This window comes from Peribacillus sp. NPDC101480 (genome assembly GCF_050277335.1).
Classification (GTDB): domain Bacteria; phylum Bacillota; class Bacilli; order Bacillales; family DSM-1321; genus Peribacillus.
The window spans coordinates 1-15597 of the sequence record NZ_JBNNSB010000002.1; the positions used below are offsets into that span (position 1 = coordinate 1).

Genomic DNA, 15597 nt, shown 5'->3' on the forward strand with positions numbered 1-15597 from the left:
TCCAATAATAAATTACCTGCCAGTGCCTTGCCCGACTTGATATAATTTTGCAAAAGAACAGCGTCTCCGCCCGTTAGGCCTGTCACGGATTGCACCCCTTTCAGACCTCTTTCCACCGCTTGTTCCATCACTGTCAAATTCCTGTCCATCTTTTCAATGATCTGTTCTCTCGACAGGCCCGAGAACTCCATTTCTTGTAAAATCATGATTTCCGCGATTTTTACCTGTTTACTTTCAGCAAGTTCAACCAACTCTGCTACATTTCGGAACATGTTTTTACCTCCATATCTATACCAACACTTATCATTCAACCATCCTTATGACTTGCGACACGTTTTCCAATCCTTCAATTTCCTTCATGACATCGCTCTGGATTTTCTGATCGACTTCAATCACCATGAGAGCCATTTGACCTTTTTCTTTCCGTGAAACTTCCATATGGCCAATGTTAATTTCATGATTCGCCAATACGGTCGAAACGGAAGATATGATTCCAAATACATCGTTATGCACGACTAAAATGGCTGGGTTTTCACCCGACAATTTAAGCTTGAACGTATTCAATTCCGTTATTTCTATCGTTCCGCCGCCAATCGAAATCCCAACTAGTTCCAATTCTTTATCTTCGTCGAACAGTCTGATCTTGACCGTATTAGGATGATCCATCACCGTATCCTCGATTGTAAAGGAAACGTCCATACCGGCTTCTTCCGCAATCGTTAATGAGGCAGGGATTCGTTCATCATCCGTATCGAAATCCAAGATCCCGCCTACGACAGCGACATCCGTACCGTGTCCCCTGTATGTTTTTGCAAAAGAGCCATATAAAGAAATAATGGCTTTCTTCGGTTGCTTTCCGAATAATGTCCGTGCTACTCTGCCAATTCTGGCAGCTCCTGCTGTATGTGAGCTTGAAGGTCCAATCATGACGGGACCGATTATATCGAATGCAGATCTGTATTTCATCGCGATAACCCCCTTTTCTGGGAAAAGATTTGTTTAACAGCCTTAATTATGCCGCTTTTGTTTTTCATTTGCCGAAACGGTCCTAATCTATTAATTATATGAACACGATATAGCCATGAATTGAACCCGTACCTAACTCACAACACTGCGATTGGTGTGGCCCGTCACGGTTACATGTACATAAGCATGGAAAAAGCTATACAAGCAGAGAACAGCAATTGAGCGCTTCAAAGCTTAAAAAAGAGTTTTTTCAACTAATAATAATTTCAGTTATTGAACAGGCGAAAAAGCTAAAAAACTTTTCGATCTTATTATGTTTGTTTATATTGATAATGCTTTGAAATTAGCATTTGAGTGCCTCAATCTACAAATGTACAAAAAAATCAAGCCGTTATTCGTTTTTTGAAATGAATGACTTAAATTCTATCACTCTAACCACGGCAAACTTTTATGGAATGGAATTGATTCGATTTTAATAGAGATTGAGATGTGGGTATTAATATAGGAATGGGAATAAATAGTAATGGTATCCCGTTTGAGATATGACAAAGTATTCCCCAAGGTCGAGTAATTAGTCTTTTTCAAGAGAATTAGTAGAGAAAAACCCTTTGAAATATTGGAAAAATAATAAGTTCTTCAATTATCTATAAATTTAATGTTTATCTTTATCTTTATCTTTATCTTTATCTTTATCTTTATCTTTGAAGCCATAATATTTTATTCAATCAAACACGATTGTTTTATTGCCATGAATAATAACTCTATCTTCAATATGCCAAGAAACAGCTTGGGCAAGAACCTGTCTTTCTACATGACTTCCGGTAACCTTTAATTCTTCGATTGTATGTCTATGATTAACCCTCTTTACATCTTGCTGAATAATCGGTCCTTCATCAAGATCATTCGTAACATAATGAGCAGTTGCTCCAATTAACTTAACTCCCCGGTTATAGGCCCTCGCATAAGGGTTTGCACCGACAAACGCCGGTAGGAAAGAATGATGAATGTTAATAATTTGATTTGGGAACTCCGATACAAATGCAGGAGAAAGAATTTGCATATATCTAGCCAAGGCAATGAAGTCTACTTTCCCTTTCAATAGATCTAGTGCTTTCTGTTCTGCTTGTTGCTTCGTTTCATGAGCTAAAGGAATATGATAATAAGGGATGTCATAACTTTCTACTATTTTTTTTAAATCAGGATGATTACTGATCACCATCGGGATTTCCACTGGAAGTTCATTCGATTTCCAACGCCATATAAGCTCCATAAGACAGTGATCCATTTTGGATACAAAGATGGCCATTCGTTTTCTTTTATTATTACCGCTTAAGCTCCATTCCATCGCGTAAGCCTGGGCCAACACATGTAAGTCCTCTTCAAGTTTTGCATAGGAAGCATCAAAGTCGTTTAAATCAAATTCGATTCTCATAAAAAACATACCTGATTGTGGATCCGTCGTATGTTGGTCAAAATGAACAACATTTGCTCTGCTTTCTAATAAAAGGTTGGATACAGCCGAGATAATACCTGGTTTTTCTGGACAAGATATTAATAATTTAGCACGGTTTACATTCACTTCTTTATACAATGGAATCTCACCATCCTTTAGATTTGTAATTAAAATATGTAAAAACTTTCAAATTCAGAATGCTGGCCACACAACCGCTATAGGTGTCCAAACAATACTGTCACTACAATTTCATTACTAGTAATCTTGAACTACGGTGAGGGAAGGCGGTAGACCTTAAAATTGACGCTTTCTCTTCCACAATTTCACACCATAAGTTTTCAGAGTGATACTGCCTAGTGTATTTCCTTATCATATACCGCTAGGGCAGCTTCCCCAATTGCTTCCGCTAATGTAGGGTGAGGGTGTATCGTATGCGCAATATCCATAGCTGTTGCATTTAATACACGTGCAAGACCAGCTTCTGAAATCATATCGGTTACATGAGGCCCAACCATATGCGCTCCCAACAATTTACAAGACTCTTCTTCAACAACGAGTTTAACAAAACCGTCTGATTCACCAAAAACAAGAGCCTTTCCAATTGCACGGAAGGAGAACTTCCCTGTTTTTACTTGATACCCTTTCTCCCTCGCATCCTCTTCTGTTAACCCAACACTAGCTACCTCCGGGTTACTATATATGCATTTTGAAACAAGAGATTGATCAAGCGGATCAGGGTTTTCTCCTGCCATATGTTCAATTGCGATGATCCCTTCATGTGAAGCAACATGGGCAAGCTGTAATCCTCCAATCACATCTCCAATTGCATAAATGTTTGGCTCATTCGTTTGATAATACTCATTTGTTTGAATAACATGTTCGACTTCAACTTTGGTATTTTCAAGGTGAATGCCTTCTATGTTTGCTAATCTTCCGACAGATACTAATAATTTTTCCGCTGTAAATGTCGTGTCTTTCCCCTTATATTCCGCCTTTATAGAGACACCGTCTCCTTTTTCTAACGATTCTGGAAGCACTTTTGCCCCTGTAACGATTTTTACACCTTTTTTCTTCATTAGTCGCTGTACTTCCTTTGAAATATCCTTATCTTCCGTCGGTAAAATGCGTTCGGCATACTCAATCACAGTCACCTCTAATCCAAAGTCAATAAGCATCGAAGCCCATTCTATTCCAATAACACCGCCGCCAACAATAATGATGGAATTTGGGAGCACTTTCATTTGTAGCGCTTCATCAGATGTCATCACATATTCGCTATCTGCTTCTAGGCCGGGTAATGTCCTTGGACGGGAACCTGTAGCTATTAAAATATTTCGAGGGTTTAATATTGTTTCCCGTTCATCATTATTCAATCTCACTAAAACATCCTTTGACTGTAAAATACTCCCTTTTCCTTCAAACACATCTATTTTCCCTTTTTTCATTAAATGTTGTACACCTTTAAATAAGCGTTCAGTAATTTCTTCTTTCCTGGCCTGTACTTTTGAGAAATCCAGCCCAACTTCAGGTGCAATAACACCAAATTTATCTGCATTCTTTGCATTGGAATAGACCTCTGCACTTCTTAATAATGCTTTACTTGGAATACAACCTGCATGAAGGCAAGTTCCACCAAGTTTACCTTGTTCAACTACCGCCGTTTTGAATCCTAATTGAGACGCGCGTATGGCCGCAACATATCCACCGGTGCCGCCACCGATGATAACAACGTCATATTGTTGATTCACCTAATTCTTCCCCCTTTGGTTTTCGATAGATATGTGGATATTGTAAGAAAACTACTAACTTATTAAACACGATCTCTTCTATTAATAGGTAAACGATCACGATACTTTAATTTATTTCAATGGCACATGCACTGGATGCAAAGCTTTCTCCAACAATAAAGCCACTATCATCTATATAATCAATTTGTGTTTCTTCATCTAAATAGCGTTTTGTAAAATGATCTAATCTAAGCTGAACTCCCTCATATTCAATAATTACATCATTTCTGCGGGGCTCGTCCAATAAAAGGGAGAACTTTACCGACACCCCGCAGCCGCCGGCAATATCAGCGTCAATGCGAGGAATTTGCTTACCTTTACATGTCATTTCCTTCAGTTTATTCATGGCTGCCTCTGTTATTTTTAATTTAGCTATCATCTGCTTCTCCCCTTTCTTAATGGTTTAATGAAAAAAGATTACGCATTAGCTTTAGTTGCACGAACTTGTTCATCTGCGTGATAGGAGGAGCGAACAAGCGGACCGGCTTCGCAATGACTAAACCCTTTTGACATGGCAATGTTTTTCAGTTCTTCAAACTCTTCTGGACTCCAATATTTTTCAACCTTCAAATGTCGTTTAGTCGGCTGCAAGTATTGACCAATAGTCATAATGTCCACATCGTTAGCACGAAGATCATCCATTGTTTCCATAATTTCTTCTTTTGTTTCTCCTAGACCAATCATAATGCTTGATTTCGTAGGAATAGTTGAATTCATTTGTTTTGCCCGCCGTAAAAACTCTAATGAACGTTCGTAAGTTGCACGAGCACGAACTTTTTGGGATAAGCGTTTTACTGTTTCAATGTTGTGATTCAATATGTCTGGTCTTGCATCCATTAATGTTTTTAAATTGTCATATTCCCCATTCAGATCCGAGGGAAGAACTTCAATGCTGCAAAATGGATTTTGCCGCCTCACAGCATTTACAGTTTCTGCAAATACCTTTGCTCCGCCATCATTTAAGTCATCACGAGCAACTGCGGTAATCACCACATGCTTTAGGTTCATTTGCTTTACTGATTCTGCGACACGTTCGGGTTCTTCCCAATCTAGCTCTGATGGCAGCCCTGTTTGAACTGCACAGAACCTGCAAGCTCGCGTACATACACTTCCTAAAATCATGAAAGTTGCCGTTTTTCGTACCGCCCAGCATTCATGAATGTTAGGGCATCTCGCTTCTTCACAAACAGTATGAAGTTTTTTTTCACGCATCATTTTCTTTAAGCCAGTATATTGTTCATTCGTATTTAATTTAATTTTAAGCCATTCCGGTTTACGAAGATCTTTGATGGACATTTTATTTCTCACTCCTATGAGAATGTATTTTAGCTTGAAAGAGGTTGTTCAATTGCCTAAAAAAGACCGATAGAGTTTCTCCGTTGCTCTGTCTTTTCAGTTCACCAGACTATTTTCTCCTTGCACCTCTTGGCACTTTTTTCATCCTTTTTAAACATGCTTATGAAACCACCTAGAATGAAATATCGAAATTCATTTCTTCATATTCCATCCTTGGCGGTTCATGTTCATTCATTTATGACGTTACCGTTGCTTCCTCTACTACTTCTTTGGAATAACGCAAGATTGGTTGTCTAGCAGCTTGGACCTCATCCAATCGCCCAATCACTGTAGTATGTGGTGCTTCTAAAACAATCCCTGGGTTTTCTTCCACTTCTTTGGCAATTGTAATCATTACATCCGCAAAAGCATCAAGTGTTTCTTTCGACTCTGTTTCAGTCGGTTCAATCATCAAACATTCTTCAACATTTAATGGGAAATAGATGGTCGGCGGGTGGTAGCCGAAATCTAGCAGGCGTTTTGCTATGTCAAGCGTTCTTACACCCAGCTTTTTCTGATTGGATCCGGATAGGACAAATTCATGCTTGCAAATTTGTGAATAAGGCGCTTCAAAATATGGCTCCAATCTTTTACGAAGATAATTAGCATGAAGCACGGCACTTTCTGATACTTGGCGCAGCCCTTCAGGACCCATCGTGCGAATATAAGTATACGCCCGTAAGAGAATTCCGAAGTTTCCATAATACCCTTTTACCCTTCCGATAGAGTCCGAATAATTCGCGTTCAGCACATATTTATCACCTTCTTTTCCGATGCGCGGTACTGGCAAGTATGGAGTAAGTTTCTCTTTCACACCGACAGGACCTGCTCCTGGGCCGCCACCTCCATGAGGAGTCGTAAACGTTTTGTGAAGATTTAGGTGTACGATGTCAAAGCCCATTTGACCTGGTGTTGTTTTACCTAAAATGGCATTTGCATTCGCTCCGTCATAATATAAAAGGCCCCCTGCGTTATGAACAACCTGAGCGATTTCCACAATTTCTTTTTCAAAAAGTCCAAGGGTATTCGGATTAGTCAGCATAAGCGCAGCTGTATCAGATCCCACATGTTTCTTTAATTCTTCTAAGTCTACTAATCCATTTTTATTGGATGGAATCGTGATCGTTTGAAAACCAGCAACACTTGCACTTGCAGGATTTGTACCGTGCGCTGAGTCTGGAACAAGTACTTTCGTTCTGTTTTCACCTTTTTGAGCATGATACGCTTTAACCATCATTAAACCTGTCCATTCCCCTTGAGCCCCAGCGGATGGCTGTAATGTAACAGCATCCATTCCTGTAATGACCGCTAGCTCTTCCTGTAATTCATATAAAACCTCTAATGCTCCCTGTACTGTTTCAACGGGCTGATAAGGATGAATGCGGCTAAATCCTTCCAAACGTGCCACATCTTCATTTATTTTCGGATTGTACTTCATCGTGCATGAACCCAGAGGATAGAATCCATTATCGATTCCATGGTTTTTATTAGAGAGCGCTGTGTAATGGCGGACAAGCTGCAACTCTGATACTTCTGGCAGCTCAGCAGGTTCGTCACGAATTAAATGCTTTGGAAATTTTTCATTTATATCAACATAATCAACATCACTATCTGGAAGACTTGAGCCCACTCGTCCTGGACGACTTATTTCAAAAATCAACTCATTATATTCAACCATTTACAATCGCCTCCAAAGCATCAACAAATTGGTCAATTTCTTCTTTTGTTCGCTGCTCAGTCACAGCTAGCAGCATTTTATTTTCAAAACCGTAATCACTTTCTAAATCAAATCCACCGATAATACCCGCCTTAAGAAGTTTTGCATTGACTTCCTTTACCGGACGAGGAAGCCCGACAACAAACTCATTGAAGAATGGTTCTTCATTGTATATAGTAAAGCCTTTCTGCTCTAGGGTTTTTGCCATGTAATCAGCTTTCTCAATGTTTAGCTGAGCCATTTGACGAATCCCTTGCTTTCCAAGTGATGTCATACAAATAGAAGAGGCAAGAGCATTTAATGCCTGGTTGGAACAAATATTGGATGAGGCTTTATCACGGCGAATATGCTGTTCACGTGCTTGAAGTGTTAACACAAATCCACGCTTTCCTTTTTCATCTGCTGTTTGGCCTACAATACGTCCTGGGATTTTGCGCATGAGTTTTTTATTTACCGCAAAATAGCCGCAGTGTGGCCCTCCAAAGGACATCGGGATTCCTAATGGCTGCATATCACCTATCACAATATCTGCCCCAATTTTCCCCGGAGCCTGCAAGAGTGCTAGTGCAAGAGGATTGGCGCTTACGATTAAAAGGGCACCTTTTTCTACTGCAATTTTCTTAATTGCATCTATATCCTCAATGGAACCGAAGAAATTTGGATATTGAACAATTACGGCAGCAGTGTCTTTGTCAATTTGTTCTTGAAGCTTCCCTAAATCCGTAATCTCACCGGCAAGATTCACTTCCTCAGCTGTGTATCCCGGACCTGCTGCTACTGTATGTAAAATTGCACGGGATTCAGGATGTACCGCTTTGGATACAAGGACTTTTGAACGTCTTGTAGATGTAACAGCAAGTGATGCAGCTTCTGCAAGTGATGTAAAACCATCGTACATCGAAGAGTTAGCCACATCCATTCCTGTCAACTCACAGACCATCGTTTGAAATTCAAAAATTGCTTGTAATTCACCTTGACTGATTTCCGGTTGGTAAGGTGTATAGGCCGTGTAAAATTCGGAGCGTGAAATCATATGGTTTACCACACTTGGAATGTAGTGATCATATGTACCTGCACCTAGGAAAGTCGGGTAATGATTCGCATTTTTGTTTTTTGTAGCAAGCTGGTTCATTCTTTTCAAAAGAAGCGGTTCAGGAACCGCCTTTGGGATGTTTAGCTCACCCTGCAGCCTAATTTCAGCTGGAATATCTTCAAATAACTCATCTATAGAAGAAATATCTAAAAATGAGAGCATTTCGTCTTTATCTTGTTTCGTATCAGGAAGGTATCTATAAGTGGCTGTCATATTATTCCTCTCCTTCATTAGTAAATGCTTGATACTCATCTTCGTTTAGAAGTGAGTCTAGCTCTTCTGGATTGGACATTTCTACTTCGACTAACCACCCTGCTTCAAATGGATGCTCGTTAATTGTCTCTGGGGCACCTTCTAACTCTTCGTTTACAGTAACCACCGTACCTGAAACAGGTGAGTAAAGTTCGGAAACTGCTTTAACTGACTCGATCGTTCCCATCGATTCATTGACTGTTACTTCATCATCAATCTCTGGATTTTCAACAAAGACGATATCACCTAATGCCTTTTGTGCATAATCAGAGATTCCAATACGTACACGATTTCCTTTTAATTGTTGGACCCATTCATGTTCTTTGCTATATCGAAAACTTGATATTACTTTCGTCATTGTATTTTCCCCTTTTCTTTTTGTTTTTTAACTATTGCCATAATTCAGAATATATTTTAGGCAATTTAACTCTTAGGTAATCGATTTCAGGCTGCATGCCAGGTAACGGTAATTGACTTAAGAAAACTACTCGAAAAATCTATTAAAATATTTCCGCTTATCTTTTATAGAATGGTGTATTAACAATAACGGCTTCAATCTGTTTATTTCGGATTTCCACTTTTATCGGCGTACCCACTTCAGCTTGACCGGATGATACCAAGGCAAGACCTAAGCTTTTCTTCAAAGATGGTGATTGTGTTCCTGATGTAACAATACCTATTTCCGCTCCATCTTTAGAAATTACCTTGTAACCATGACGCGGAATCCCACGGCCTGTTACTTCAATTCCTACTAATTTTCGTTTTAATCCAGCTTCTTTTTGTTCTTTAAGAGCAGATTTTCCGATAAAGTCACTTTCTTTATTCGTCTTTACGACAAAGCCGATTCCTGCTTCAAGCGGGCTGATGTCTTTACTTAGTTCTTGGCCATAGAGTGCAAGACGTGCTTCAAGACGAAGCGTATCCCGTGCACCTAGTCCGCATGGTTTTAATCCACTCGTGGCTCCTGCTTCTAAGATCTTTTCCCAAAGTACTGCCGCTTTGTCTGCAGATAAATAAATTTCAAATCCATTTTCTCCTGTGTAACCTGTACGGGATACAAGTACGTCGGTAATCCCAGAGATGTTGACATGCTGGGCGAATTTAAAAGAACCAATTTCTGATAAATCTATTTCCGTTAGCTTTTGCAAAATGCTTTCTGCCTTTGGTCCTTGGATGGCAAGTTGAGCAATGTCTTCTGAAATATTCTGGAGCGCCATCTCTCCTTTTACTTGCTGCTTCATCCATTCGTAATCTTTCTCAATGTTTGCAGCATTAATGACAAGTAGATATTTTTCATTATCTAATTTATAAACTAATAAATCATCGACCGTTCCACCGTCTGGATAACACATTGCGGTATACTGTGCTTGATTGATGCCAAGCTTTGTTACATCGTTTGTAACAAGGTAGTTAATATAACTCTCGGCATCTTTCCCTTCCACAAGTACTTCTCCCATATGGGAAACATCAAAAAGTCCTGCTTGAGTTCGAACAGCTTCATGCTCTTCTAAAATGCTGGTAAATTGAACCGGCAGAGCCCAGCCACCAAAATTTATGACTTTTGCTCCGTATTTTTCATATACTTCAAAAAGCGGTGTTTGCTTTAATGCTGTTTCAATACCCATGGTTTACCCCCAATTATGATTTTCTGCAAAATAGTTCAACTGTTTCCGGTTTCTTTATTGCCAGGAGACATATCTCGCTGCCATGGCCGTTGCTCAGGTTTTCTGCAAAGGCATAATTCCATTAAGCTGTCCCTTTCTTTACACAGTAATTGGCTGTTGAAATAACGGATAACCATCACAAATCCCTTTGGTCGTTTCTCTTGCTTCCTGAAGAACGTCTTTATTCCCTTTACTCTTTAGAACGGTTGCAATCACTTCACCAATTTTCACCATCTCTTCTTTCTTCATGCCTCGAGTTGTTAAAGCTGCTGTCCCCATTCGGATACCGCTCGTAACAAATGGCTTTTCAGGATCATAGGGAATCGTATTTTTATTAACGGTAATGCCTGCGTCTTCCAATAATTTCTCTGCTTCTTTTCCTGTTAAATTCCACGGACGCAAATCTAAAAGGACAATATGATTATCTGTTCCACCAGAAACAAGGGCTGCACCTTCATTTTTTAATGTTTCGCCAAGTGTTGTAGCATTTTCAATGACTTGTTTCGCATAATCTTTAAAGCTTGGTTGTAAAGCTTCGTTGAATGCAACTGCTTTTGCTGCAATGATATGCATAAGTGGACCGCCTTGAATTCCAGGGAATACGGATTTATTAATCGCTTTGATAATTACTTCATCGTTTGTTAAAATGATGCCCCCCCGAGGTCCTCTTAATGTTTTATGAGTTGTACTTGTCACAACATCCGCATATGGGATTGGGGATGGGTGAAGACCAGTAGCTACCAGACCGGCTATATGAGCCATATCCACCATAAGTTTTGCACCAACTTGATCGGCAATTTCTCTAAATCGTGCAAAATTAATCGTTCTTGGATAGGCACTGGTTCCTGCAATAATCAATTTAGGTTTTTCTTTCTTTGCGATAGCTTCCAACTCATCATAATCAATTAACTGAGTATCTTCTCTAACTCCATAGGACACAACTTCAAACCATTTTCCTGAAACGCTGACTGGGCTTCCATGAGTTAAGTGGCCACCATGTGAAAGGTCCATTCCCATCACCTTATCACCAGGCTGAAGCAGTGCGAAAAAAACTGCGAAATTGGCTTGTGCACCTGAGTGAGGCTGAACATTTGCATATTTGGCACCGAAAAGTTTTGTTAGCCGCTCAATAGCCGTTTGTTCTGCCACATCTACAAATTCACACCCACCATAATAGCGCTTTCCTGGATAACCTTCTGCATATTTATTTGTCATCACGCTTCCCATTGCCTCTAATACATCTGGGCTAACAAAGTTCTCTGATGCAATCAACTCCAGTGTTTGATGTTGACGTTGTCCTTCTTTTTCAATCGCTTCAAAAATAGTTAAATCATTTTGATGTAAACTCATTTAAATTTCCTCCTAGACATTTTTATTAATTCTGAATTTTCGTTTAATTACTAATTCCAATATGGTACTAGACACTAAATTTCTTGCCCGCTACAAGCCTGCTTTTCTATAAAACTGTTAAAAATAGTATGCTTTACAACCTTTTTTGCACGCAAAAAAGGACAGAAAAGGGTCGTAGCGTTCTCTACCCTTCTCTGTCCTTTTACCTGAGAGTTTAGCTCCATTTTTTAATAGAGCCTTTCCCCTTTGGTGGCGTATATGTTAATACGCGCTCTCCAGAGGTGCGTCCATTTGTGGTTCCATCTACCTGAGAGATTTGTTCCAAGGGTCTTTTTGGAACTTGCTCCTTCGGTGGCTTGTCGCTTTGCACTCTCCCACAACTGTCATCCGCTTATTCAATTTAGTACATTTAGAATAATTGTTGAGCATAATTATGTCAAGCATTTTTGAAAGCGCTAACAATACTATTCTAAAATATTTATTTCGAATTATCATAAGATCAACCAGATATCTTTGTTTTTTTAAAACGGACAGATTTTTTACTCACCGAGTTGGAAAATATGGAGCGGCAACTATCTGGACAAACACCGCAAATAGAATCAAAGGATTTCTTGACTCTTAATTCCCCGCTATCTCTCTCTGATTCGCCTGATCCACCTTCGTTTTGCCCATCTTATAAATCGCAATCAGCATAATGAACCATACAGGTGTAACGAATAAGGCAACACGAGTGTCGTCCGCAAGTGCAAGAACCACAAGGACGAACGCTAGGAAAGCAAGGATCAAGTAATTGGAAATTGGATAAAGTGGTAATTTAAATTTGTTCTTTTTCACTAGATCTGGCCTTGTTTTACGGTATTTCAAATGACTGATGACTGTAATTCCCCAAATAAAGATGAAACATACTGTAGAAATACTTGTAATCAAGGTAAATACACCTTCAGGCATTAAATAGTTCAAAACAACGGAAATTAAAATGACAACAGTTGAAAAGAACAATGCATTGGAAGGTACTTTTCGGTCATTAAGTTTTGCAAACGGTACAGGTGCATTTTTATCTTTGGCAAGTGAATATACCATCCGGCTTGTACTGAAGATTGCGCTGTTACATGCCGAAGCAGCCGATGTTAGGACGACAAAATTAACGATACCAGCTGCACCAGCGATACCTACAGCCACAAATACTTGGACGAATGGGCTTTCCGTTGGGATGATTGCGTTCCACGGATAAACACTCATAATGACAATAAGTGCGCCAATGTAGAAAATTATAATCCGAATAGGAATATTATTGATCGCTTTGGGGATAACTTTTTCTGGATTTTCTGTTTCACCTGCTGTAAGTCCTACAAGTTCAATGCCCACAAACGCAAACACTACCATCTGGAATGAGAGGACAAAACCATTTATTCCATTTGGGAACATCCCTTCGTGTCTCCATAGATTCGTGAAACTTGCTGCGCCTGAATCAGTGGAAAAGCCTTTAATAATCATGAAAATACCGATAACAATTAGTGCTAGGATAGCGATGACCTTAATTAATGCGAACCAGAATTCCATTTCGCCAAAAAGTTTTACGGTTGCAAGATTCATAAATAGCAGAATGACTAGTGCAATTAATCCTGGCATCCATTGCGGTACGGAAGGAAACCAATACTGAGTATAAAGACCAACTGCCGTTAAGTCGGCCATTGCGATTGAAATCCAGCAAAACCAGTAGGTCCAGCCGGTTACAAATGCAGCCATATTACCTAAATAGTCTCTTACAAAGTCAACAAAGGAATGATAGTTCAAATTAGATAAGAGCAGTTCTCCAAGTGCGCGCATGATTAAGAAGCAAATGATGCCTGTAATCATGTAAGCAAATAGAATTGATGGCCCGGCTAAATGAATAGATTTTCCTGCCCCAAGAAATAATCCCGTTCCGATTGCCCCTCCAATAGCTATGAGTTGTACGTGCCTGTTTTTTAGCCCTCTATCCAACTTTTGTTCCTGCATACGATTTCCCACCTTCTACTTTTTTAGGCTACTTGGAATTTTCCCCTTTTAAAGGGTCAGCCTTTCAATGAGTGTGAATTAATAGCGTACTGGAGACTGTCTCACTGATGTAAGCGTTTTCTTTGATGGGTACTGGATATAGATTTTTAAACTAAAGCTACCAACCATTTTTGAAAATATAGCATTAATTGTACAAATCAAAGGATAGATCATTTATCTACAGATCTCAATTAACACTCCTCTCTTTTTATCTTCCCAAGTACAAAAAAGGGCAGAGGAAAGATAGGTATTTTCCTACCTTCCTCTGTCCTTTTACCTGAGAGTTTAACTCCTTCGGTGGCCTATGGCTCTCTTCAGAGACGCGTCCAATTGTAGTCCTTTTACCTGAGAGATTAGTTCCTGCTTTTATAGGATTTGCTCCTTCGGTGCTAAACATTGTTTAGACTCTCCCACAATCATCATCCGCTGATATAAAGTTGTTTTAATAGTTGTATATTATCGGTTTTTAATGGATATTTCAATGATTATCTGAAAAAACTATATTTTCTGAAATCTAAAAATGGACAAATTTGAACTTTATGATCAGGATATTTTAGAGGTTATTAGCTATGAAAAATCAAGCTTATTAGCAGCTTTTCTATGTTGTTAGAAATCCCAAACACGCTTATGTATATGCAAAAATATCGGCATTTTTCGATTGACAATACGGCAAAATTCAAAGCCGGGAGAGGAAATAATATCTATAGTTTTAACATAATTGATGTATGGAAAAAGAGAAAATTCGAGACTCGTGAAATTCCTTGCAGCAGTAAAGATTGTCTAGGAGCTTCCTCCCTAAGTTCAACAGTATTTTCAGAAGCCTGCTCTTCTTTAGCAACTTCCTCTTTGTCCCCACCACCAACTGTATTAGCTATGATGACAAATGCTAGAACCCATCCCCACCACTTCTTTGGCTTCTTTAGCTTGAGTTTCTTTTCCTTAACCATTTTAACCTTATACCCCCTTTACAGTTTTTCTGACGGACTGATGTAAACAAAAATAGAATAACATAATCTGGGTCAATAGGGTTTATATATATCATCACGTATCCATTTTCACAATGCTTGACGTGTTAACGAAACCATTCCCGATTCATTTTACCAGCTTCTTTTAAAACATATTCATACAGTATGATCAAATCTATATATACTTATTATTTTTGTATATTTCTTTTATAGATAGTAAGATATTTCACTAACAAATATTCACATCAAAAAAGGGAGGTGAATACTCAACTTAGCAAGTAAATATACCATTCGAAAGAAGTTTTGCTTTAAAATAGAAAAAGTCATTGGAGCTCATAGCAACAATGACTTTATTATATAATCACTTTTCTAATATAAAAAATGAATTCCATTAATCGTTAAATAGGAATAAAGAATGTCTTAAACAATTTTTTTTAGTAAATCATATAATTTAAATATACTCGTTCTAATTCCTTTGGTTTAACAGATGTATTATAAGGCATATAAAGAGAAAGTCCCAAGTACTTAAATAGATGCGCTGTATACCTGTAAACAATGCTTCAGAAAACCATAAAGCTTTTGAAAAATAATTTTCTTCATTCGCGGTCATTTATTGATATTCAATTCAGGTAAAAAAAAATGTACATTCAAGACACATCTGATTTAAAGTAAGGTGAACTTGTAGCAATAACTTCATTTGTTTCAACATTGCTGTATCCGTTTCTACGATTGATCATGTTTGGTTAGTACGGTTTCCAATATAGTTTAAAATTTCTGGTGAATTGATCAATGTTTCTGTTTCTTCTATATAATACTTTTTAACGAATCAATATATTCTAAGCATGGTGTAGCTCCATACATTTCTTTAAAAAGACTCGTTAAGGACTTTTTATTCGCAAAGTAATAGAAAGATGCGAAAGAAAATTAAAGAAACATTTACTTTTTGCCCCTTCGGGCGTTTTATGTGCCCATATAATC

General features: G+C 38.6%; 13 protein-coding genes and 3 riboswitches. All 13 genes read right to left on the bottom strand.

The annotated features are described in order from the left end of the window. On the bottom strand, positions 1-272 hold a 272-nt coding region (locus tag ACQKMF_RS07575), incomplete at its 3' end, for an L-serine ammonia-lyase, iron-sulfur-dependent, subunit alpha (protein WP_427572445.1). A 31-nt stretch (positions 273-303) separates the two neighbouring features. Continuing rightward, positions 304-966: an L-serine ammonia-lyase, iron-sulfur-dependent subunit beta gene (gene sdaAB / locus ACQKMF_RS07580; RefSeq protein ID WP_054399153.1), complete on the bottom strand. Its 663-nt coding sequence runs from the start codon at positions 964-966 to the stop codon at positions 304-306. A 721-nt stretch (positions 967-1687) separates the two neighbouring features. Then, positions 1688-2557, bottom strand: a complete 870-nt coding sequence (purU, locus tag ACQKMF_RS07585; protein WP_427572448.1) for a formyltetrahydrofolate deformylase — start codon at positions 2555-2557, stop codon at positions 1688-1690. Positions 2558-2772: 215 nt separating this feature from the next. Beyond that, positions 2773-4167, bottom strand: coding sequence for a dihydrolipoyl dehydrogenase (gene lpdA / locus ACQKMF_RS07590; protein WP_427572450.1), 1395 nt, complete (start codon positions 4165-4167; stop codon positions 2773-2775). A gap of 106 nt (positions 4168-4273) precedes the next feature. Then, the gene (locus tag ACQKMF_RS07595; protein WP_101222135.1) at positions 4274-4585 is read right to left on the bottom strand and encodes an iron-sulfur cluster biosynthesis family protein; all 312 of its coding nucleotides are present in this window, start codon (positions 4583-4585) and stop codon (positions 4274-4276) included. A gap of 38 nt (positions 4586-4623) precedes the next feature. Further along, complete coding sequence (gene lipA, locus ACQKMF_RS07600; RefSeq protein ID WP_101222134.1) at positions 4624-5502, bottom strand: lipoyl synthase; 879 nt, start codon at positions 5500-5502, stop codon at positions 4624-4626. A 235-nt stretch (positions 5503-5737) separates the two neighbouring features. Beyond that, positions 5738-7219 carry an aminomethyl-transferring glycine dehydrogenase subunit GcvPB gene (gene gcvPB, locus ACQKMF_RS07605; protein WP_427572452.1) on the bottom strand — a complete coding sequence of 494 codons (1482 nt, stop codon included), beginning with the start codon at positions 7217-7219 and terminating at the stop codon, positions 5738-5740. Beyond that, positions 7212-8564, bottom strand: coding sequence for an aminomethyl-transferring glycine dehydrogenase subunit GcvPA (gcvPA, locus tag ACQKMF_RS07610; RefSeq protein ID WP_427572454.1), 1353 nt, complete (start codon positions 8562-8564; stop codon positions 7212-7214). The genes gcvPB and gcvPA overlap by 8 nt, the downstream gene beginning before the upstream one ends. 1 nt (position 8565) lies before the next feature. Next, a complete protein-coding gene (gcvH, locus tag ACQKMF_RS07615) occupies positions 8566-8961 on the bottom strand; it encodes a glycine cleavage system protein GcvH (protein ID WP_427572456.1) in 396 nt (131 codons plus the stop codon). Positions 8962-9118: 157 nt separating this feature from the next. Beyond that, positions 9119-10228, bottom strand: a complete 1110-nt coding sequence (gene gcvT, locus ACQKMF_RS07620; protein ID WP_402942841.1) for a glycine cleavage system aminomethyltransferase GcvT — start codon at positions 10226-10228, stop codon at positions 9119-9121. A gap of 138 nt (positions 10229-10366) precedes the next feature. Beyond that, a complete protein-coding gene (glyA, locus tag ACQKMF_RS07625) occupies positions 10367-11617 on the bottom strand; it encodes a serine hydroxymethyltransferase (protein ID WP_101222129.1) in 1251 nt (416 codons plus the stop codon). A 184-nt stretch (positions 11618-11801) separates the two neighbouring features. Next, a riboswitch (glycine riboswitch) is annotated at positions 11802-11906 on the bottom strand. Between the two features lie 329 nt (positions 11907-12235). Continuing rightward, complete coding sequence (locus tag ACQKMF_RS07630) at positions 12236-13615, bottom strand: amino acid permease (protein WP_402942837.1); 1380 nt, start codon at positions 13613-13615, stop codon at positions 12236-12238. A 302-nt stretch (positions 13616-13917) separates the two neighbouring features. Next, positions 13918-13974: riboswitch (glycine riboswitch) on the bottom strand. A gap of 3 nt (positions 13975-13977) precedes the next feature. Beyond that, a riboswitch (glycine riboswitch) is annotated at positions 13978-14077 on the bottom strand. 278 nt (positions 14078-14355) lie between these two features. Continuing rightward, the gene (locus tag ACQKMF_RS07635) at positions 14356-14601 is read right to left on the bottom strand and encodes a hypothetical protein (RefSeq protein WP_101222127.1); all 246 of its coding nucleotides are present in this window, start codon (positions 14599-14601) and stop codon (positions 14356-14358) included. Positions 14602-15597 lie beyond the last annotated feature (996 nt).

Excerpts from the sequence above, each read along its gene's own strand:
- ACQKMF_RS07635 (WP_101222127.1), bottom strand. The coding sequence starts at position 14,601 with ATGGTTAAGGAAAAGAAACTCAAGCTAAAGAAGCCAAAGAAGTGGTGG.
- ACQKMF_RS07595 (WP_101222135.1), bottom strand. The coding sequence starts at position 4,585 with ATGATAGCTAAATTAAAAATAACAGAGGCAGCCATGAATAAACTGAAG.
- glyA (WP_101222129.1), bottom strand. The coding sequence starts at position 11,617 with ATGAGTTTACATCAAAATGATTTAACTATTTTTGAAGCGATTGAAAAA.
- gcvPB (WP_427572452.1), bottom strand. The coding sequence starts at position 7,219 with ATGGTTGAATATAATGAGTTGATTTTTGAAATAAGTCGTCCAGGACGA.
- lipA (WP_101222134.1), bottom strand. The coding sequence starts at position 5,502 with ATGTCCATCAAAGATCTTCGTAAACCGGAATGGCTTAAAATTAAATTA.
- sdaAB (WP_054399153.1), bottom strand. The coding sequence starts at position 966 with ATGAAATACAGATCTGCATTCGATATAATCGGTCCCGTCATGATTGGA.
- gcvPA (WP_427572454.1), bottom strand. The coding sequence starts at position 8,564 with ATGACAGCCACTTATAGATACCTTCCTGATACGAAACAAGATAAAGAC.
- gcvH (WP_427572456.1), bottom strand. The coding sequence starts at position 8,961 with ATGACGAAAGTAATATCAAGTTTTCGATATAGCAAAGAACATGAATGG.
- ACQKMF_RS07630 (WP_402942837.1), bottom strand. The coding sequence starts at position 13,615 with ATGCAGGAACAAAAGTTGGATAGAGGGCTAAAAAACAGGCACGTACAA.
- gcvT (WP_402942841.1), bottom strand. The coding sequence starts at position 10,228 with ATGGGTATTGAAACAGCATTAAAGCAAACACCGCTTTTTGAAGTATAT.